We start from the raw sequence: 20,342 nt of genomic DNA, 5'->3' as shown, positions 1-20,342 counted from the left end.
ATCTGTTTATTGTTGGACATGATATTCGTAGTTTTCTTTCAGACAGCCTTCCCCATCCATTACATTCTTCAAGCGTCCGTAGCTATCGTATTCGTACTGTACTTTTATACCAGCAGCATCCGTAATGGAAACCACACCGACGTAAGGAAGGTAATCATAAGCGGTCACCAAAGCTCCCGACAATTTCCGGAGTTCTGTTTCCTGAGTACCCGAAAGAGCTCCGGTCAAAGGTGCATTTTCTATGGAAGACAAACCTGAAATGCCCTTTACTTTCGCCAAGGTTGTATTCTCCACCTTTCCGATCAAGTATAAACCGCCATATCCCCAGATATAAATCGTCTTTTTTCCATCCTTTGCCGTAGTTTGTAAAATATTCCCCTTTTTATCGTACAAGTCATAAGTTAATTCAGTATCCGTATAAAGAGAGGACTGAAACAAAGGAGCGCTAGTGGGTTGATCGAGACAAGCTTTGCGGAAAGCAGCCGGCAATATCAGGTTATTGAATAACCCAAACTCCGTTTGTTCCCCTCCGAAAAGTTTTTCCGTGCCGTTTTCAGGACGAAAACGTTTCTCGGTTTTCAAAGGAGGAGCCAAAATATTCCGGTCGACCATTGCAGTTTCTACACTTGTCCGGTCCCCGGCGATGATATCGCCCACGTACTGGATTTGCTCTTTGTAAACTACACCTCTACTATCTTTGGTCTCCGTAGAAATTTTTTCCCCTAAAGTATTATAAGCATAAGCAGTAGCCGATACCACCGAATCATTTCCGTAATAACTGGTTTTCACTTCCTGCCTCAATAAATGATCGGCAGTATAAATACGGGTTTTCCGGAAAGTATCCCCGCACAGATTGATATCTTCAAAGTAAGGAAGCGGAGTTGTATCGTAAACATAAGTCTCCTGATAAACCAGTTTTCCGGCACTATCCCTCATTCTTTTCCGGAGTAATTTCCCCCTGTCCCTATGCCTGGAATTGAGACTACTGTACAAATTATTGACATAATCACGCAGTGAAAGTTCAATTTGATAACCGCCTCCATTCCCATAATTTACAATTCCGGCCTCATCATCCGGGCAGGTCGCATAATCACTGTATTCGTATTCAATAGTAGAATTATCCTCTCTTTTTTCCACAACCCGGCTATATCCCAAATGTCCTTCATCCAACGTATATACACTATTGTGTAAAGAGGAGTAACTGGAACATTCCCGCAGATAATAATAATTCCCGTCTGTACTTATTCCTTTGTAATGTGTATAATAACGGGGATATTTCAAAAGGATACCACTACTCAAATTATTTGCCGTTTTATAGGTAAACTCCCGGCTGATCACCTGTCCTTCGGGAGTCATATCCCGGATTTTCCAGACGCGTACTCCTCCGGCGGGCTGAGCCGTATTCTCTGGCTTTAAATAGGGCAGAAAACGAGAGGATTTATCCCGCCGGACAGCCTGGGCATAATCGTTCCCCTGGTAGTCGAATTCAGAACAGCCTCCTGTTGGATAGGTAATCTTTTTCAGCATTCCGAATCCTCCATAAGTTGCATCCGGATTGCGGCTACTTCCGACGATTGTTTCCTCAAAGTCGGCATTTACGCTGACTTCCGGTAAAAAACTAAAAGAAGCTCCGGATTTGCCGTTATAAAAACCCCAATGGTCTACGCTAAAGCTGCGGTAAGGAGGTGTCTGATCCTCATTGTAATATTCCATTCGATAGTTTCCCTCTCCGGAAATTTCCACCTGTTGAAGAAATCGGGATGTACTCCCTTTCCAGAGATAAAAAAAACGGCATTTTTTCAACTCCCGGCCGGTTTTCAGATTTGTTACTTTTAAAGAATCCAGACAATAATCGCCGGGATGGTCCGAATGGAAATATTTTATCCGCAACTGATTATCAACCACCATTTCCTCCAAAATCAAAGGAAATACGCGGGCCGTCTCAAAGAAGAACTCATTACTCCCCGAGGTTGTCTGATAAGAAGCGTTCCAATTGAGACTTGTCAACGGAGAACTGACTCTATTCCGCTCCACATTAGCCGTCAAAATCGGATCCATTTGTATGCCTCCTTCCCGGTATTTGAATTTTATTTCTCGTCCGTCAGGAGCCACAATACGGGTAAGCATCCAGGAAGTCGTCTGCCTTTCGGTACTTGCATCCGACCGTTTTAAGATCTCGGTATATTCCCGGGTAGCAACGTCATTTTCATCCTGAAACTCCCCGAAATAATAGACCGTACCTTCTCCGGTAGTGATAGAAAAAGCACTCATATCGCTGTACTGTTCGCCGGGCCTGATATTTATTTTAATTTCTCCTGCAGGCACATTGGTATTGTAGACATGAATCTGATTGTTTCGTCCCAATTGAAAAGATCCGCTATACCCCAGAAAATTAAAATAGAATATATCGGGCTGCGGATCGTATCCGGTATAAGAAGAAGGGGAAAGATAAAGGGAATAAGTGCGGATACACCCCTTCCCAGGGAAATACTGAAAATAAGTCGGCAAACTCTCGTTCGTACTTTCCCGGAAATATTCCGTATATCTCCGCCGTTCCACCCCGTCTTCTTCATCCGGGACACCCCGGATTTGACGGGTGATACATCCACCTCCAGTAAGATACCAACCCGGACTCAAACTTCCCTGCAAGCGGTTAGGCAGCCATCCGCCGGAAGCATAGCCCAGAGTGACGGGCACATTAAAATCTTTATCTTTGTATTGGTAAAGCGGTATTGTCAGGTTTAACATACCGGAATATAAATTTACCGGTACGTTTCCATATTTGATAAATTCCCATACGTCCGCAGAAGGACGAGCAGCGGTCTCTTCCGGTTGCGCATATCCAGACATCCCCATTCCTAAAAATCCCCAGAGCACTCCCATTGTTTTTAGACTAAAGCTGAAGATTGATATTTTTTTCATCGTGTAAAATTTTAAATTAAAAATTTTATAAAGCTGTTTTCCTGCATTCTCCGGCAGGTTCGGATCCGAATTTCAATTTTCCATTCTCATAGGCAAATACATTTAAGGTTAGAACTCAGTGAATTGTCGTACCAAGCTTAAACATCGGCAAATACATCGATATCAACACCACCGCTACCAGTGCTCCTACCCCCAAAACCAACAGGGGCTCCAGTAAATTTCCGGTCTGTTTCAGGTCGTGCTCGAGACGCAAACTCAGTTCTTCGCCCTGGCGGGCAAGCATCTCCCCCAAACGATTGGTTTCTTCTCCGACTTGTAAAAGAGTGACTAATTTTCTGTCATAAAGGGAAGGGAAACGTCCCAGGCAGGCTGCAAATAAATCCCCCCTCCTCAAGCCTTCACACACAGCCGCAAAAGACATCCGATAAGGATAAAAAGAAATAATTCCGTCCAATAATCCGATACTCCGCAACAAGGGAACTCCGGAAGTGTATAATAGCCAGAGTAAACTGCAAAACCGGGCCTGGCAATTCCGGCGAATGAGATTGCCTACAAGAGGAATCCGAAGTAAGAGGGCCGCCGTCACACGCTGTACGGAAGGACGTTTACCATAATAACGAAAAAACAAAATACCGGCAAACAATCCAATCCCCATCCCTGTCAGCCAAGCAGGAAAATCCTGAGAAAAAGCAATCATATAACGGGTCATAGCCGGTAAATCCCCACCCATACGGGTGTAAACCTGTTCAAACATCGGCACGACCACCAGTATCATAAACACCAATACAATAACTGCCGTTGCCAATACAATCAAAGGATAACTGACTGCTCCGGAAATCATCCGACGACGGGCTATTCGTTTCCGGTAATACTCCGACAAGAAGGAAAGGGAACGGCTTAATTGGCCGGTTTCTTCCCCAATACGCACCACGCCGTAATCCAAAGGTGTAAAATGACCGCTTTGAGCCAGACTCTGCCAAAGTGCATTTCCTCCGATGACAGAACGATGGATTTCCTCTAATACAAATTTAATCCGTTTATTCGTCTCTCCTTCCGTTAAAAGCCGGAAAGAACGACTAAAATCCAAACCAGAAGCCAAAAGAGAAGACAGCTCTGAGAAAAAAGTCTCCTTTTTAACATCTTTCCATTTCACATCTTTCATGAGTTACTTATTTTAATCCACCTGAAAACGCATTTTACCGACGGGTTCCTTTTCTTTTTCCAAAAGTTCAAATTTCCGTACCCGTTCTTCCTCTTCCAAGGGTCGCCTTCCAAACCCCAAACACCAGGATTTATTCCCTTCTTTCAAAGTTACATACAGGCTGTCTTTCCGAAATTTACCGTATCCGGAGACGACCGGAACCACAGCCTGTACATTCCGCAACAATGTATCTTTTACCGCTTCTCCTCCTCTGTGCCATTCGAAAATCACCGATGAACGGGAATAGTCCAATACACCCGCCACCGAATCTCTTCGAAAAAAAACAATCGTCCGGTCTGTCGGAACAATACTATCGGAAACGAAAAACAAAGCGTCCAGTTTTTCTATACCGGAAAAAGTGGTATAGCCTCTCTCTCCTCTTTTCAGTAAATCAATACTACATCGCCTTACCGTGTTCCAACCTTCAAAAAGAGCGATAAACAGAAGCCCTCCTACAACCAGGACAATTAACAATTCCGGTAATGTCATCGCTTTCAGCTCTTTTTGTAAGTTTCCTTTCTTTTTCATTCTTCCCTGAGATAAGTAAATACAATCTCTCTTTCTCCTTCCCGTATCTTTGCCCTTAAGGTCACCTGATACAAACCGTAAGCATAAGGTTCCCTCTTTATTTGCAATTCACCCCATTCGTATTCCTGTATTTCCGGCTGCCCGGAAAGAAAATCGTCCCGATTTATCCGGCAACATTGCTGTAAGGCAGAGATACAAACGATCTCCCGCCCTTCGATCCCCGCCCTGACCATCAACCGTCCCAATGTCTCCATCGTCACCATAAAAGTGATCAATAGGATGAGGGCAGCCACTATCGTTTCCGTCAAAGAAGAAGCTTTGACACTATTTTTCATTCGAGCCATCGGATCACCCTCCTTTCCGGGCAGCCTTCTAACCAAAAAGGCCATATCATCTCCGGATTCTCTAACAGAACAGCATTGTACAACAATCCGGAATAATACCCGCTTTCAGAAAAATAATAGCTATCCTTTACATACAAAGCACCGGCAATGATGCCTTGTACTTGTGCTATCCCATCGACATATACCAATCCCCTCACCCGGGCGGTAAGAGCCTGTCTGTAATTTATTTCCCTTTTCTGCGTTATTCTCCTCTCTCCGTCCACAATGACATACCCATTTACCCAGGCATGCTCTTTTATTTCCACCCGTCTTTGTGGATTGGCGGACAACAAATAAATCCCGGAAGGATATTCCAGTTCCGCCCCTTCCCTCACGACCACCGTATCCCGGGCAAACACCTGCAAAGACCCTTGAAAACCGGGACCGATCACCACTGAAGGAGCAACCATCAATACAGCATCCAAACGACATTCCTCCCCTAGGTATACCGGTGTTTCACTGTATAGAATCACGTTACCGCTATATTTCCCTTTTATTTCTCCTCCTACCGGGAAAATAAGAGTAGATTCTCCGAAAGGCTGCTTCCAGTATTCCGGTAAGGGGGCGGTCCAGACAACTCCTTCTTCCAGACGATAGCAATCCGTAACTCTTTGTCTTACCTCTTCCTGCAAAGCAGGCAGTTCCTTTCCGCTCCGGCTGATCTGGGAAACCGGCAAAGGCGTCCCGTCAAAAAATTCAGAACGTACGGCCGTATAGCTAACGCCCGCAGCAGGAAGGCATGCCTTTCCTTCTATCTGAGTACGACCGGCTAAAGAAAAAATTCCTCCCCGGTCGCAAGCATACAACAGAACCGGCAGACGGGCAGACTGTGCCATTCCCAACAGCCGTACCGAAGAAGTCCGCCCCACCATCACCGTAACGGCTTCGTACAAACCCCAAGGTTTCGCTTCCACCCGTATCCGGGAACGCTTATCTTCCGGAAAAAGCACATAACCAGCCGTATCTCTCAGTTGTCCGGCCGTATCCCGGCAGTAAAACAAAAAACCGGAATCCAGCCACATCTGTTGCTGCTTTTGTTCCTGCAAACGATAAAAAGCTGAATCGTAATGCTCCCTTACCAATATCAAGCCACTGACAACCAGCAACATCAAGACAGCTACAATCATGACGGAAGCCAGCACAGAGGCCTTACACGTCTTTTCAGAATAACTCATCCTTATGCGCCGACAAAAAAGTTTTTTATTTATACAAAACATAGCTTTTCTGTTTTTTCCACAATACCACGGAATCGTCGGTACTCTTTTTTACCCGGTACCCTTCGATTTGAGAGCCAACAGCCACTATATTCTGACAGCCGGCAACTTCCAACAGAACAAATTCCTTTTTTCCCTGCCGAAGCCGCCCGCGAAACAAAAAAGGGGGGGGCTCTACAGAAGCTGACGACTTCGGATCCTTGAAAAAAGTAGCCGGATTTACAAGCTTTTCCGGTTTTTCCTTTTGTTCCAAAAGCTGTTTTCCTAAAAAAGGATCGGGGTAGTTTACCAAAAGGCTGTCAGTAGCGTTAAACGGCATAGAGACAGCAGGAAGCGACCGCAGCTTTTTGTCCGGTACAGACCGCATGGGAAGTAATAACCTCCAGATAACTATTCCCCAGACTAGTAGCACAACTCCAATTAAAAACAAAGTAAACTTCTTATTTTTCACGGCTCTGTCCCTCCTTCCTCCGGAGAGATAACCCGGAAAAATGAAATCGTATCCCGGGATTCATAGGCAGAATTAAGTCCTCTGACAGTCCATTCATATTCGCCTTCCGGTAAATCCAACGTAAAACGACAGGTTTCTACTACTGTATCGAGCAGATAACTCTCTATCCATTTAAAAGCAGGCGATACGACGATCAAACGATAATCCGAAGCGCCTTTCAGAGGATTCCATACAAAGGTGAGAGTGGTACGAGTAGTCTCCAAACCGGAAGGAGGCGCTAGTACGTCCACTTGTTTGTGACGGATATCTTTTTCAAAAATATCCTCGCAGGCCCAAATCCCCAGGCAAATTAACAACAAGCATTTCTTTTTCATCTCTCTATTTTTTCAAACCTTATTCTCTATTTATCCTTTTTACCCCATTGCATGACAGTTAAATTCGCCCGCAGCTGCAAAGGAGCATTGCGATTTTCCCGGTACAACCGAAAATCAGCTGAGATAATTTTCACGGCAGAAAACCGTTTTTCCAGCTCATACACCGACCGGACCAAAGAAATATATCCTCCCGACAGCAAAAGTTCCCCTGTATGCAAAGTAAATCCGCTTTCCTCCTGCGAAAGGAAAGGTGTAAATCCAACGACCACAACTTTCTCTTTCCGGAAATCAGTGGCCATTTTTTCCAGCAAACGTCCATCCGGTAACAACAACTCGCGGCAGGTATCGGAAAAGTCCGGGGATCGTTGCCCCCACTCCTCTACTTGCATCTGTTCCAGTCTCTCTCGTACAGAAACATAATTATGCCATAAATCCACCGTCTTTCGTAAACTGAAGCCCCACACCACCACGGGTACGACAAAAATTAATGCCCCTAGTTTCCCTATAGCGGTATACTTTTTATCCATTTTCTCTTCTTTTCAATTCAACTTCTATCTCAAAGCGATAATTTTTACTTTCTTTTATCTGCTTCATCCCGGTAAGCCTCACTTCCTTACAAAAAGACTCCGCCGCCAGCCGTTCACAAAATCGATTGATTTGCACCGGCTGAAGGGTTTCTCCTTCCAGTAAGACAATGCCTGAATCCGTTTGAGGCAGTTTTCCGCTCTTCACTTTTTCTGTAAGAGGAGCCAAGGTCAAAGCAGATAAACTGACAGCTTCTGGTACACAATGAGCCAGTCGGTCGAGCAGCAAGGCACAGCCTACAATTTCCCTTTCCCTGATTTTTGCCGTCAACTCTCGGATCCTTTCATTTTCCCGACTTCTCCCTTTTTGTAAACGTTGCTGTTCAGCCCATAAACGTTGCTGCTCTTGGCTACGCTCCTCCAACCAGGAAGTAGCTCCAAAATTCAGCAACAAGATTCCCAGCCAAATTCCCAAAACAGGCAATCGCAAACGCCGGAATATACGGTTCACCAGTCGTACTCCTCCTTCATCCGGTTGCAACAACCGCTTCAGACCGAATTCCTGTTCCAACAAAGCTTCCACAAAAGCTGAAAACACAGGGGCCGAAGAAAGGAAATCAGCCTCCTTTCCTTCAAAAAAACGGAGACCGTCTACCTGTACCCCTATTTGTGCCTGTAAAAACCAATCCAGTTTCTCCCTCCTCATAAACCTCAGGAGGAGGCGGTCCCCCTCCAACTTTTCCCGTTCATACCACAAATCCGGATTTTCGGTAATACGTCCTATGCCTTCTTCACCCGTCCGGTATTCCTTGGTCAGTATCCCTTCCCCGCTTACCAAAACAAACAACGGCAAATCTGCCCGGATTCGCTCCGTTGCTACAGGCATATAGTATCCTTTCTTCCGGATAAATAAAATAGTCCGGAAACACTCGTCCGGTCCGGTCCATACCCAGACGATCTGTATCTTTCCAGTCAACATTTCAGGTAATCTCATCTCGAATCACAATTATTGCACTTTAAGGATTTCTTTGCTTCTATTTTTTCAAACTGCTCAAAGTACAGCAGGCTTAATAAAAATATTCAGTTTCTGGCTGACCTTGTTGTTTTTGGTTGATCCGAACAGCCACTTTAAAACTGGAATCCGACTGATAAAAGGCAAGCCCCGGCTACTTCTATCGCGACTGTTTCGTTCGATCCCTCCCAACAGAACCATTTCTCCGTCTTTGACCCGGATCAGCGACTTAAAACTCCGGGTAGCCGTCGTAGGCGGTGCATCTTTCTCCTCCTTGCCTGTAAATTCACTTTGCTCGATCTCTATTTCCAGTGTAATATGATTGTCCTGCCCCACATAAGGCACGATCCGCAAACTTAAATTCGCATCTATACTTTTCCAGGTATAGGAATCGCTCTGAATGGGATTTTGGGTACCGATAATGTTGCTGGCCACTTCTTTGTAATAACGCGTTTCTCCACTTTTTAAAGTAGCTTCATGTCCATTCAAAGTGGAAAGCTTAGGAGTAGAACGCAATTCGATATCTCCGGATTCTTCCAAAAATTTCAGGTTCATATAAAAATCCGGTGTTACCCTTCCCAAATTGACAGAACCAAATCCGTTGAAACTATTGATCAATTGATTGATTGAAGCGGCATTCAGTTTCATATCAATACCCGCTGAAAGAGTTCCGCTAGTAGAGGCCGGAGCATTTCCCAATCCGGCTTCGATACCGGCTTCCCGGATAGTGCTTTTAGTTACGTCGGCAATAATCACATCGATGGTAATCAAAGGAATCCGTTTGTCTATCGTCTCCAAGAAACGACAGATGGCCGATACTTTCCGGCTTTCGCCACTGATAATCAAACTATTCAAATCCGGGAAAAGCTGTACCTGCACCTCTTTTTTCAAAGCTTCCGGAATCAAATCCGGTAAAGCCGCCGCTGCTCGATAGCGCAAAGGCACTACCCGGGTCGTCACCATTGCTCCCTCTTTCCCACTACTGCCAAATACATAAACGCCCTCGTATTCTCCACAACTTACCCCTGTCCCTCCCAGAATGACATCAAAAAAAGTCCGGCTGTCGATATTCTTTACATAGACAGAGGTTTGTCCTTTGACCGGAGTAGCAAAGAAATAGTCCTCTCCCAATAATTCGCAGGTTTCAACCAGAATATCTTCCAATTTCCCGGATGTAATCCGCGCACTCACCCGCTTTAAGCTATCTATAGACAAATGATCGGCCGGAAACGACCGCCTGCGAAATCCAGTTCCCAAAGTAGCCGAAGCCGTTCCCTGTTCCCCTGAGACTTCAAATCCCCATACTCCCCCCTCTCCTCTGTTTACCACCAAGCCGTTAGCAGAAGCCAAAGCTTCCAGAGCTTCCGGAAAAGGCAACTTCTCCAGGTAGGCAGAAACCTTAAACGTATACATCGACTGAGGCACAATAACATTGATTCCCGATAGACGCGTAATCCGACGGGCAATATCTGCCAAAGGAACCTCCCGAAAATCAAAAGAAAGGGCAGAACGCACCGAATCGTAACCGACAAAAGGCTCCGGAAGTAGTGGCTCTGGCTGTGGCGGAGAACTCAAGGTGACGATATTCCCGCATATATCCGCTTCCAGCCCGTATTCCCGGCATAGGAAATATAATAAATCGGTTATCCTGGCCCGGCTAAAATTACAGGCGACCAAAGGATCCTGCGTGGTCTTAACGCACAAATTAACCTGATTGACAGTAGCAATGCTCCGCAATAATTCCGAAAGCCGCACATTCCCCACCGAAAGATCGGTCTTCTGAAGATAAACAGGATCTGCTACTCCCAGGCTGTCAAAAACAGCCTTCAATTCCTTCGTCCGCATAAGACGAAGAGAATCGGCAGACTCAGCCTTTAAACAATAGGGCAATAAGAATACACACAGGACGATATAGGCCAATTTCATATTTTTATTATTTTATTTTCTGTACACACACTTTCTATACTTCTGCAGGTGCAAACAGCTATCGACTTATTCAGGATTCATTTAATAAAGGCAATATCTCTTCTGGGGAAGTAAGGCCTTCCCGCAACAATTCCAAAGCTGTCTCCCGCAAAGTCTGTATGCCTCTCTCTTTCAACAAAGCACTTACATCCGCTTCTTGGTTTCGGACAGCCGCCGCCAAACGCGCATCGATAGGGATCACTTCATAAATCGCTTTCCGTCCACTATACCCTGTATAATAACAGGCTTCACAACCCTCGGCCCGGAAAAAGCGAACAGGTTCTCCCCAAGGGACACTGCAACTATCCCCTTCTTCTATTTCTCTCTTACAATGCGGACATAAAACTCTTACCAGACGTTGAGCCATACACAACAACAAGGTATCAGCAATCAAGTAAGGATGCAATCCCATATCTGCCAGGCGGGCTACACATCCCCAGGCACTATTGGTATGTATAGTGGAAAATATCAGATGCCCCGTCAGCGAACTCCTGACAGCCATATGAGCTGTCTCCGTATCCCGAATTTCCCCCAACATGATAATATCCGGATCCTGACGCAAAAAAGTCCGCAAAGCACTTCCGAATGTCAAACCGATTTCTTCTTTCAACTGTAGCTGATTAACTCCCTCCAAGGTATACTCGACGGGATCCTCAATCGTCAGTATATTATTGTCTTCCCGGTTCAGCAAACGTAAAGTAGCATACAAGGTTGTACTTTTCCCCGAACCCGTCGGACCGCTGATCAACACTAAACCATGCGGCTTAGCCACCGCCTGACGGTAATCGTTTAACTGTCGCTCACTGAACCCCAGATTTCCCAATTCCAGTAATTCTGCATGCCGGGTAAGCAGCCGCAACACGATTTTTTCTCCATGTATGGCCGGCAAACAGGACACCCGTACGTCGAATTTACAATCGCCCCGGTGGAAAAAAATACGACCGTCCTGAGGCAAACGCTTTTCGGATATATCCAAATTCGCCAGAATCTTAATCTGATTGACCAGAGCAGCATAATTTTCTTTCTCGATCACATACCTTTCCAGCAAACGGCCATCTATCCGGAAACGTACCCTACACCGTTCCTCATAGGCTTCAAAATGAATATCACTCGCATACGTCCGGTAAGCTTCCTCTATCAGACGACTCAAAAAATCCCGTTCTTCTCCGGCAGACACCGCCGTTTGTGTCTTCCTTGCAAAACCGCCGGTCCCATCCCGATAATACTGCCTCATCCATCGCCTGAACTCTCCCTGTTCGAGAGGGTCTATCCGAACCTTTATACCCCGGATAATTTCAATTTCCTGCAAAGCATCCCCATAATCCCGCCCTTCTTCTCCATAACAACAAAGCTCTTTCTCCCGCTTCTCAAAAGGCAGCAATCCATAATTCCGGGCCTCTTCCGGAGTGAAAAAACCGATAATCTCGGCAGGAATCCTTAGTTCATCCATAATCCTAAAAACGAATCGTCAGAAATACCATATACATTACACCCATCCCACTCACTAAAGGAATGGTCACCCGCCGCCCGCTTACCCGCCTATATATTTCCCAACCACAAAACGTCAGCAGAAAAGCCAGTATCAGAAAATATACATATGTCCTTAGGGTAAAAGCAGGAGCCAACATCAGACAAAACCAGCCGTCCCCGATTCCCCCCAGCCGTCTCATCACCCGTCTTCCTTGTCCATAGCGTATAAAAACATATAAAACCACTCCGGTTACCATAAACAGAAACACCCACCCATTCCCTTTCAAACGAAAAACCAATTCCTTCCAACCCACTCCCCACCAGGAAACAAAAAGCTGTAAACACCCGAATAACAACAAATCTGTTATTTTCACCCGCCTTTTCCTAAAATCCGATCGAATCAGGCGGACTAAAGGAATGAAAAGGAGAAATTCCATAGGCTAATCTTTGGTTATTTCCCTCAATTCTTTATCCTGATTGATTTCCCACACATTGAAAATTCCATCCCCATCAAAATCAACCACAGCCGTTGCCGTTGCCCTAAATCCCTTTTCATTCGCTTCCGTAATGCTAATCTGATAATTGGCATTTCCCCCTTCCGTCACCAGTTTCTGTTGTTCAAACCCCAATTCTTCCAAAGAAACCGAATACCGGGAATGCATATAAAAATGACTTTTTTCCAGGGTGTGGAGAAACACTAACTGTTGTTGGGCCTCTGTACTTTTGGCCCGCGAGATCAAAGGCATCAAGTTCGGTAAGGCAATCAACACCAAAATTCCGATGATCACCAATACTACCAATAATTCCGGCAACGAAAACGCCTTTACGCTTGTCTTCACTCTTTTTTTCATACGCTGTCTATTTATGTTAAATGTTTAACAATTCAAATGGTTAATGATGATAAGGTGTATTTTCAAACCTTTTAGGTTACCAATAGGCACACAAATCCCCCTATACGATTCCTCATCGTTCAATAAAACACTAATAATCAATTAAATAGATTTATATATCCCCGAATTCTATTTTGTTATTTTCCCTACCCGGGATGGGAAAAATAAACAGATCAAAAAAACGGACTTCAAAAATTCATCTTTTTTCTCTTGTATATGAAACTCTTATTTGCCATTTTATGTTTTCAGGTTTTCTGTTAATAAAATTATAGCATAAATTTCGAAAAATCCAATACTTGGCCAAAAAAAAATTTGAACAAGCTATTTTCAAGACATTGATAATCAATACCCATTAAAAAAAAAATTTGAACAAGGCCATTTTTGGCCTTTTTTTGCCAAATTTCAGGGGTAAAAAAAAGCGTATTTTTCCCAAAAAAGGGAAAGGACTGAATGCGGAAAAGGGCAAAAATTTAAATGGGAAAAGGATGAAAGCTTCTTTGGAAAACTGGTGAACGAACTTTCGGTTGTAACGAAAGAATATACCGGGAATATTAATTCCCTTCATCAGCGCATCGGAGATGAGCCTGAACGCGGCATGAAGTGCCATTCATCATTTTTCCCATTTCAGATTTTAACTGTTCTCGAATCTTCTAAATTTTAAAAACAGAAGCCCAGATTAAAGTAGAAGCCTAGTTTTTTAGTCCAATCAGACATATGAAAGATAAGATCAATAGGTCCCAGGGCGGTATCGTAGGAATATCCGACGCTTCCTCCCCAAATACCCCGATTTCCCAAAATATCGAAAAAATTATCGTCCTGCAAAGCATAATTTCCGATAAAAGACAGATAATGCCGGCTACCCATGCGTTGCCGTAAATGCAGGCGGGCCACCAGCAGCGAATTCTCGAATACTTCCACCCGGCTAATCCCCTCAAAAGGCAACTGCTGTTGCATATAACGACCGAAAACCTGACCTCCCATATAATTCAGATAAGGGTAAGGGACATTCTTTCCGATCAGTACCCGTCCATATACGGAAGGCAGCATTTTAAAACGGTTTGTTATCGGAATCACTCCGGTAAAATTGGCACTTAAAGCAGAAAAAGGGAGTTGCCCGTTATATTGAGTAAAATTATCCGTATATACCGAATAGGCGGCGGAAAAAGATAAACCGCGGGAAGGATAATAGCGCCGGTCGAAAGTTTCCACTTCTGCCACGGCATAATAGCTGATAAAACCTTCCGATTTTACATGTATCGTCTGATTGTCGTCTTTAAAAAGAAAAGGATCATAATCAAAATACTCGTAGCGCAATCCAACCTGGAACTTAAAATTCCGTAAATAAATGTCCGTTAAACTCAGTTCCCCCAGATGATAACGATAAGTAACAGCGTTGATTTTATCCCCTCTGTCATAAATATTAAAATCGTTGTATTTGAACATATAACTCAAATTGAGTTTCCGGATCAAAGGATTCTCCAGAGAATAGTCCAAACGGACAAACGGATTCTTGCTCAAACGGGCTGTAAAACCGGAACGGAAACCCTTTAAAGGCCGGTAATTCAACTTCAGATTTAACAGAATAGCTGCCATTTCCTCCGAATCAAAACGAAAGCCCAGATTAATAATACTTCTGTCATTTTCCTTCAAATTCAATTCCAAATCGTATTCCGGTCCTCCCAGCAATCGATAACTGACATTGGCAAAAGATTTTGTTCCATATAGGGAAGCAATAGCCCGGTGAATCTCTTCCTTCGTGATGGGACCATTCTCCTTCAAACGGATCGTACGCCTCAGCCATTTCTCTTCATCTTTGGAAACTCCCTTCAAATAAATCCGGCGTACAAAAAAAGTATCCGCAAAAACCTTTTTTTCCCTCGTTTTTGTGAGTTCCTCCTCCACACCGATCCGCTCTTTTAAGGCGATCAATTGCTCCCACTGGGCTTCAGCGGCTTGCTTTCCCCGGTAAATCATCGTATCGATAGCTTCCTGATTAAAACTAGCTGCCGAATATTCATTGAGGTCCGGTTTAATATACAAATCCGTCAATTTCAGATTTTCCTCAAATTTATTCATACAGAGCAAATGAATCAACTGTCCCATCACTCCCGGTAACGAATTCAACTGCTCGGCCTTTTTCAGATCGGACTGTACATCCACTCCGATGATAATATCCGCCCCCATTGCCTTGGCAACATCCACAGGGAAATTATTTACAATCCCTCCGTCTACCAAAATCAGGCTATCCAGATGCACCGGCGTAAAAACCCCGGGAATAGCCATACTGGCCCGCATAGCTTGCACCAAATCTCCTTGTTTTAAAACGACTTCCTTCCCATCTATAATATTAGCAGCAACACAAGCAAAAGGAATAGGCAACTCCTCAAAATTTAAAGAATCATGATATCCTACTGTCAAATCAGAAAACAGATGATATACATTCTGACCGCTCACAAAACCCGCAGGCATACGATTCTCCTTCCCCCGGCCGAAAGGGAATGAAAGAATATATTTTTCCGTCATTTCTTTTTCGGGGAAAGACAAATTGTCCCGATAGACTTTATCACTCAATAGAAAAGACCAGTTCTGATTGCGCACCATGCTATCCAACACTTGTATATCATACCCGATCGCATACAATCCTCCCACAATCGATCCCATGCTGGTCCCGACGACATAATCCACAGGTATCCCCGCCTTTTCCAGCACCTCGATCACCCCGATGTGAGCAATTCCCTTGGCACCACCGCCACTCAACACCAATCCGACCTTTTTCCGCTCTGCCATCCCGGAGGGGCACAAAAATATACATAAAAATAGCCAAACCAGACACCTTTTCATAGCATAAAATCCACTTTTAATTTCAGAAATGGACAAAAATTATGCCAATTTCTTTCCGAAAACCGGGAACAAAATAATAAAAATTTCACATACGAGGAGAGGGAAAGGTCTGAAATCCTACACCGAATTGTCCAAAACGGTTTTTCAGACAACCTCCGGATTTAACCGGTCTATTGTTTACCGATAGCTTTATTATAATCAGCCAAAGACACCTTTTGCTGCAACCAGGTCTGAATCAAACTACTATAGGACTGGATCCAGGTCACCTGAGCAGACAGGACATCAATAATCGGTAATTTTCCCTCCGTATAACTAAAAGTATTTAAATCCAGATTTTCCTCCGCAATTTTACAAGCTTCCTCTGCCACCGTAATCTGTTTGGTATTCTCTGTCAGGCTTGTCCAGGCATTACTAATTTCCTGGACGATCTGATCCTTCGTAAGTTGTAAATCGTATTCGGTACTCCTCAACACAGCTTTTTGCCGGTTTACATCTTTAGTCCGGGATCCCCAATGAAAAACCGGGATATTGAGGGAAGCAAAGGCAATGGTATTCCACAGGGTGGAACCATCCAAATTCAGCATCTGCGTTCCCCAGTTTTCCTTCAATCCTACCGACAAAGAGGGTAAATATTTGCTCCGGGTCAACTTTACCTGACGTTTCTGATACTCGACATTCAAACCGGCCATTGCATAATCCGGACGGCTTGCAAAAGCAGCTTCCATACCGATCTCCGGAGGCAAAGCCTGCATCATATTGATGGAGTCTGTCACTTCCACAGGAGCGGCGGGAGGCATTCCCATCAATACATTCAAATTCTGGAGGGCGATCTGATATTGTTTAAAAGCATTACTTTTCTGCAATTCAGCATCTTTTAAACGGGCCTGTACCTGTAACAGATCCGTCTTACTGATATAACCGTCTCTAAAACGATCGGTCAAAACTTTTTCCAATTCCCGAATAATTTTTACATACTGCCTCATCACCAAATAAAGATCTTTTTTAGCCACTGTCGACCAATAATTTACATCGGCGGAATAGATAATATTATCGACAGTCAGCTCTTCTGCTTTAACGGCAATATCTTTTTGTATTTCAGCAGCCTTATAGCTATGATGTACTGCTCTCCCGCTATATAAATTCTGCGTCAATCCGGCCTCCAGGCTATACGTTTCATTTTCCATCGGAATCTTAGTCCCTCCGAAATCCATATTATAATCATTGATCCGATATTGGGCACTCCCGGAAAAATCCAACTTCGGGAAATACCCTGTCTTAGCCGTCCTCATCGCTTCCTGCATGGCCATACGCTGCTCGGCGCTCTGTTTAATCTGCCGACTATAATCCAATACTTTTTGCTTATATTCGGTAACTGTCAGCGGAGCAGGCTGAGCTGCTAACGGCAAAGCCACCAGCAACCAACCCACATATACTATTAATTTTTTCATACCTTCCTTTTTATATACGTTTCTCTCTTCCTTCCCGGCACTACAGAAAATTCTGTGCACATTCCGTTTCTTCTTATCTGTCCGACCGGATTTTATAAAAAATACAATAAGTAACCGGCAGTACAAACAACGTCAACATCGTCGCGACAAACAGTCCTCCCATAATCGTTGCCGCCATCCCGGCAAACATAGCATCCCACAACAAAGGCAGCATACCAAGTATAGTCGTCCCGGAAGCCATTGTCACCGGTACAATCCTACTTTTAGTAGCCTGAATTACAGCCTGTAAAGGAGTAATTCCGCTATTCATATCCATACCGATCTGATCTACCAGCACAATAGCATTCTTAATATTCATACCGATCAAGCCCAACATTCCCAACATCGCAAAAAAATCCATCGATTTTCCAAATCCGATCAAGCCCCATACCACACCGATAAAAATCAAAGGTAACATCAACATAATCACCACCGGACTGCGATAATTCTGAGGGAATAACAACAAAAGAGTCAAATAAATCAGCAAAAACATCAACGGAATATTTTTTCCCAAGGCAGCCATAGAAGTGTCATGTTGATCCTGGTCACCGAAATATTTCATTTTATAGCCTTCCGGTACTTTCACCTCCGCTTTTACAGCGGACAGCACTTGTTTAAAAGCAGCTATAGCATTCGCTCCCCGCTTGGGCTCACATTGCATCATCAGACAACGTTCCCGGTTGTAACGCTTGATTACATCGTAATCGTATTCCAATTTAAAATCGTCGGTTACCTGTTCGACCTTTACGGATTTCCCTTTCGAACTAAATACCGGCAAAGTACGGATATCCTGCGGATGTATCGCATTTTCATCCGCTACCTTCATCAGAATAGGCATAAACAAATCCCCTTCCCGATATTCCCCCAAAGCAATTCCGTTAGTAGCCGCTTTTAAGGAATAAGCTACCTGTTGTCGGGTAATCCCCAGTCTCAAGCCTTTTTCCTGTGAAAACATAGGTTTCCAAACCGGAACAGGGGTGCCCCAACTGCTCCGTACTTCCATCACCAGATCGCATTTCCGGGCAATCTCTTTTGCCCGTTCGGTTAGAGCGATCAGAGTATCCGCATTCTCTCCGATAAATCCGATTTCGATAGTAGCATCCGGCACAGGCGAAAGCATAAACAGAGAAGAACGGGTCAACACATTGGGATAATTTTTCAACATATAATTATAAAACTCCTCCTCCATAGCGGGAGAATCTTTCGGATCGTGAGTTTCCACCAATACATTGGCAAAATTAGGCAACGGACCGAAAGAGGAACTGGCCAGATAATAACGTATAGGAGATCCCCCCATAGTAACCGAAAAAGACTTTACCTTGGGATTTTGTTTCAGGTACTCCTCGATTTGAAATACATTCTGTTCCACATCCCGAATCCCATATCCATTCGGAAAAATCAGATCGGCACGCATATAAGGCTTATTCATCAAAGGAAAGAAACTCTGGGGCATCAAGGCCATCACCACCAAAGAAAATATCAAAATGCCGATTACCGAAAACAAGGTAATATAACGGTGATGAATTAATTTCGTCAGCATCCGTTCGAACTTATGATATAACTTCGTATCATAAGGATCTGTCGCCACAGCAGAAGTATTTTCTTTCAGGATAAAATTTCCGAAAGTAGTAGTCTGTGTCAATGCCAACACCCAACTCAATCCCAAAGAAACAGCCAAGACTATAAACAAAGGTTTTACAATCTCCGCCATTGAATCGGGGGCCAGAAACATAGGCAGAAACGAACACACTGCAATAAAAGTAGCTCCCAGCAATCCCCATTGTGGAAGAGTAGCCCCCATAATCAGAGCCTGAAAGCGGTGCATACCTTTCTTAATTCCGATCTGAGCATTGTCCGTCACCACGATGGCATTGTCTACCAACATCCCCATAGCGATGATAAAAGCCGCCAGGGACGTCCGGTTCAATCCTACTCCCAGAAACAACATAATCAGTAAAGTACCGGTTACGGAAAACAACAGAGAACTTCCGATCAACATGCCTGCCCGGGCTCCCATGACGATAAAAATAATAGCAATCACAATAAGGAGAGATTCTATTAAATTCAGAATAAATCCGTTATTGGCCTCCTGGGCAATTATATTTTCCGGATAAATAGAGACCAGATCCATCCCTACCGGGATCAGTTTTTTAATCTCCTGTAAACGTTCAGCTACCAAATTTCCCACGGCCACCACATCATCCTCTGCTCCAGAGGCGACGCCTATACCGATGGCTTTTTTTCCATCTACCCGCATTAAATTGGAAGGCGGATCCAAATAACCCCGTTCTACGGCAGCAATATCCCCCAAGCGCACCTCATTCCCCCCTTTCGTTATAATCAACTGATTCCGGATGTCGTCCAGACTTTTATAAGTACCGTCGGCCAACACTTTCAACTGATAACTACCAGCATTGATTTCACCCGTATTTACCTGCAAATTCTGAGTCTGCAATACTTGGGCGATCGTATTGGGATCAATCCCGAGGGCGGACAATTTAGGTACGGAAAACAATACATTCACGACCTCTGTCTGTTCTCCGAAAAGCTGTACTTTCTGAACACCTTCAATGGGAGTCAGCTCGGTTTTTATTTTCTGAGCCCAATCCCGTAATTCTTTATAAGAAAAACCTTCCTCTATCGTCAAGGCATAATAAATACCGTATACGTCTCCGAAATCGTCATTTACGGTAATGGAAGAAGCTCCCTGGGGTAACTTAGATTGTATATTCAACACTTTCCGCCGGAGTTCATCCCATTTTACGGGCATACGGACTCCTTTAATGGTAGGCTTTAATTCTATGGTAATTTTAGACAGACCGAAGTAAGATTCCGATTTAATCTGCTTGACTTCCGACATGGATTGGATCTCCCGCTCTATCGGTTCCGTCACCAACTTTTCTACTTCCCGGGAAGTTGCTCCGGGATATTGGGTAATCAGCACAGCCTGTTTGATGACAAACGGCGCATCCTCCTTTTTAGGCAATTTGAAAAAAGAAATGATACCTCCTATCAGCATAATAGCCAAAAAGAAGTAAATCACTTTCGTATGCTCTAAAGAATACTTGGGTAAATTCATA

The 20,342-nt window shown here is 44.1% G+C and carries 16 protein-coding genes; all 16 read right to left on the bottom strand.

Going from position 1 to position 20,342, the window contains the following annotated elements; translation table 11 throughout:
* Positions 1 to 6 precede the first annotated feature (6 nt).
* The 16 genes from HMPREF9449_RS02045 to HMPREF9449_RS01970 all read right to left on the bottom strand — a co-directional run bounded on the left by HMPREF9449_RS02045 (position 7) and on the right by HMPREF9449_RS01970 (position 20,341).
* Positions 7 to 2,922 (bottom strand): YD repeat (two copies), encoded by a 2,916-nt coding sequence (locus HMPREF9449_RS02045; RefSeq protein WP_009135565.1) that lies wholly within the window; start codon positions 2,920 to 2,922, stop codon positions 7 to 9.
* A 115-nt stretch (positions 2,923 to 3,037) separates the two neighbouring features.
* A complete protein-coding gene (locus HMPREF9449_RS02040; RefSeq protein WP_009135564.1) occupies positions 3,038 to 4,084 on the bottom strand; it encodes a type II secretion system F family protein in 1,047 nt (348 codons plus the stop codon).
* 12 nt (positions 4,085 to 4,096) lie between these two features.
* Positions 4,097 to 4,651, bottom strand: coding sequence for a type II secretion system protein (locus HMPREF9449_RS02035; protein WP_009135563.1), 555 nt, complete (start codon positions 4,649 to 4,651; stop codon positions 4,097 to 4,099).
* Complete coding sequence (locus tag HMPREF9449_RS02030; protein ID WP_147640007.1) at positions 4,648 to 4,995, bottom strand: hypothetical protein; 348 nt, start codon at positions 4,993 to 4,995, stop codon at positions 4,648 to 4,650. Before HMPREF9449_RS02030 ends, HMPREF9449_RS02035 begins: the two co-directional genes overlap by 4 nt.
* Positions 4,983 to 6,209 (bottom strand): hypothetical protein, encoded by a 1,227-nt coding sequence (locus HMPREF9449_RS02025; RefSeq protein ID WP_147640005.1) that lies wholly within the window; start codon positions 6,207 to 6,209, stop codon positions 4,983 to 4,985. The genes HMPREF9449_RS02030 and HMPREF9449_RS02025 overlap by 13 nt, the downstream gene beginning before the upstream one ends.
* A gap of 25 nt (positions 6,210 to 6,234) precedes the next feature.
* The gene (locus tag HMPREF9449_RS02020; protein ID WP_147640003.1) at positions 6,235 to 6,660 is read right to left on the bottom strand and encodes a hypothetical protein; all 426 of its coding nucleotides are present in this window, start codon (positions 6,658 to 6,660) and stop codon (positions 6,235 to 6,237) included.
* A 35-nt stretch (positions 6,661 to 6,695) separates the two neighbouring features.
* A complete protein-coding gene (locus HMPREF9449_RS02015) occupies positions 6,696 to 7,073 on the bottom strand; it encodes a hypothetical protein (protein ID WP_009135559.1) in 378 nt (125 codons plus the stop codon).
* A 26-nt stretch (positions 7,074 to 7,099) separates the two neighbouring features.
* A complete protein-coding gene (locus tag HMPREF9449_RS02010; protein WP_009135558.1) occupies positions 7,100 to 7,600 on the bottom strand; it encodes a hypothetical protein in 501 nt (166 codons plus the stop codon).
* Positions 7,593 to 8,591: a PilN domain-containing protein gene (locus HMPREF9449_RS02005; protein WP_009135557.1), complete on the bottom strand. Its 999-nt coding sequence runs from the start codon at positions 8,589 to 8,591 to the stop codon at positions 7,593 to 7,595. Before HMPREF9449_RS02005 ends, HMPREF9449_RS02010 begins: the two co-directional genes overlap by 8 nt.
* Before the next feature lie 57 nt (positions 8,592 to 8,648).
* The gene (locus HMPREF9449_RS02000) at positions 8,649 to 10,535 is read right to left on the bottom strand and encodes a type II secretion system protein GspD (protein ID WP_009135556.1); all 1,887 of its coding nucleotides are present in this window, start codon (positions 10,533 to 10,535) and stop codon (positions 8,649 to 8,651) included.
* A gap of 70 nt (positions 10,536 to 10,605) precedes the next feature.
* The gene (locus HMPREF9449_RS01995; RefSeq protein ID WP_009135555.1) at positions 10,606 to 12,024 is read right to left on the bottom strand and encodes a GspE/PulE family protein; all 1,419 of its coding nucleotides are present in this window, start codon (positions 12,022 to 12,024) and stop codon (positions 10,606 to 10,608) included.
* 4 nt (positions 12,025 to 12,028) lie between these two features.
* A complete protein-coding gene (locus HMPREF9449_RS01990) occupies positions 12,029 to 12,481 on the bottom strand; it encodes a hypothetical protein (RefSeq protein WP_009135554.1) in 453 nt (150 codons plus the stop codon).
* A gap of 3 nt (positions 12,482 to 12,484) precedes the next feature.
* Positions 12,485 to 12,895 (bottom strand): type IV pilin protein, encoded by a 411-nt coding sequence (locus tag HMPREF9449_RS01985; RefSeq protein WP_009135553.1) that lies wholly within the window; start codon positions 12,893 to 12,895, stop codon positions 12,485 to 12,487.
* Positions 12,896 to 13,591: 696 nt separating this feature from the next.
* Positions 13,592 to 15,775: a patatin-like phospholipase family protein gene (locus tag HMPREF9449_RS01980; RefSeq protein ID WP_009135552.1), complete on the bottom strand. Its 2,184-nt coding sequence runs from the start codon at positions 15,773 to 15,775 to the stop codon at positions 13,592 to 13,594.
* Positions 15,776 to 15,945: 170 nt separating this feature from the next.
* The gene (locus HMPREF9449_RS01975) at positions 15,946 to 17,223 is read right to left on the bottom strand and encodes a TolC family protein (RefSeq protein ID WP_009135551.1); all 1,278 of its coding nucleotides are present in this window, start codon (positions 17,221 to 17,223) and stop codon (positions 15,946 to 15,948) included.
* Between the two features lie 73 nt (positions 17,224 to 17,296).
* Positions 17,297 to 20,341, bottom strand: coding sequence for an efflux RND transporter permease subunit (locus tag HMPREF9449_RS01970; RefSeq protein ID WP_009135550.1), 3,045 nt, complete (start codon positions 20,339 to 20,341; stop codon positions 17,297 to 17,299).
* Position 20,342 lies beyond the last annotated feature (1 nt).

The sequence above is a fragment of the Odoribacter laneus YIT 12061 genome (assembly GCF_000243215.1).
Taxonomy (GTDB): Bacteria; Bacteroidota; Bacteroidia; order Bacteroidales; family Marinifilaceae; genus Culturomica; species Culturomica lanea.
This window is presented reverse-complemented; position numbering and strand designations above follow the sequence as displayed.

What these genes read in the sequence shown, in the direction of transcription:
- HMPREF9449_RS02025 (WP_147640005.1), bottom strand. Translation starts at nt 6,209, where the DNA reads ATGAGTTATTCTGAAAAGACGTGTAAGGCCTCTGTGCTGGCTTCCGTC.
- HMPREF9449_RS02015 (WP_009135559.1), bottom strand. Translation starts at nt 7,073, where the DNA reads ATGAAAAAGAAATGCTTGTTGTTAATTTGCCTGGGGATTTGGGCCTGC.
- HMPREF9449_RS02045 (WP_009135565.1), bottom strand. Translation starts at nt 2,922, where the DNA reads ATGAAAAAAATATCAATCTTCAGCTTTAGTCTAAAAACAATGGGAGTG.
- HMPREF9449_RS02000 (WP_009135556.1), bottom strand. Translation starts at nt 10,535, where the DNA reads ATGAAATTGGCCTATATCGTCCTGTGTGTATTCTTATTGCCCTATTGT.
- HMPREF9449_RS01975 (WP_009135551.1), bottom strand. Translation starts at nt 17,223, where the DNA reads ATGAAAAAATTAATAGTATATGTGGGTTGGTTGCTGGTGGCTTTGCCG.
- HMPREF9449_RS01995 (WP_009135555.1), bottom strand. Translation starts at nt 12,024, where the DNA reads ATGGATGAACTAAGGATTCCTGCCGAGATTATCGGTTTTTTCACTCCG.
- HMPREF9449_RS02030 (WP_147640007.1), bottom strand. Translation starts at nt 4,995, where the DNA reads ATGGCTCGAATGAAAAATAGTGTCAAAGCTTCTTCTTTGACGGAAACG.
- HMPREF9449_RS02035 (WP_009135563.1), bottom strand. Translation starts at nt 4,651, where the DNA reads ATGAAAAAGAAAGGAAACTTACAAAAAGAGCTGAAAGCGATGACATTA.
- HMPREF9449_RS01970 (WP_009135550.1), bottom strand. Translation starts at nt 20,341, where the DNA reads ATGAATTTACCCAAGTATTCTTTAGAGCATACGAAAGTGATTTACTTC.
- HMPREF9449_RS02005 (WP_009135557.1), bottom strand. Translation starts at nt 8,591, where the DNA reads ATGAGATTACCTGAAATGTTGACTGGAAAGATACAGATCGTCTGGGTA.
- HMPREF9449_RS01990 (WP_009135554.1), bottom strand. Translation starts at nt 12,481, where the DNA reads ATGGAATTTCTCCTTTTCATTCCTTTAGTCCGCCTGATTCGATCGGAT.
- HMPREF9449_RS02010 (WP_009135558.1), bottom strand. Translation starts at nt 7,600, where the DNA reads ATGGATAAAAAGTATACCGCTATAGGGAAACTAGGGGCATTAATTTTT.
- HMPREF9449_RS01985 (WP_009135553.1), bottom strand. Translation starts at nt 12,895, where the DNA reads ATGAAAAAAAGAGTGAAGACAAGCGTAAAGGCGTTTTCGTTGCCGGAA.
- HMPREF9449_RS01980 (WP_009135552.1), bottom strand. Translation starts at nt 15,775, where the DNA reads ATGAAAAGGTGTCTGGTTTGGCTATTTTTATGTATATTTTTGTGCCCC.
- HMPREF9449_RS02040 (WP_009135564.1), bottom strand. Translation starts at nt 4,084, where the DNA reads ATGAAAGATGTGAAATGGAAAGATGTTAAAAAGGAGACTTTTTTCTCA.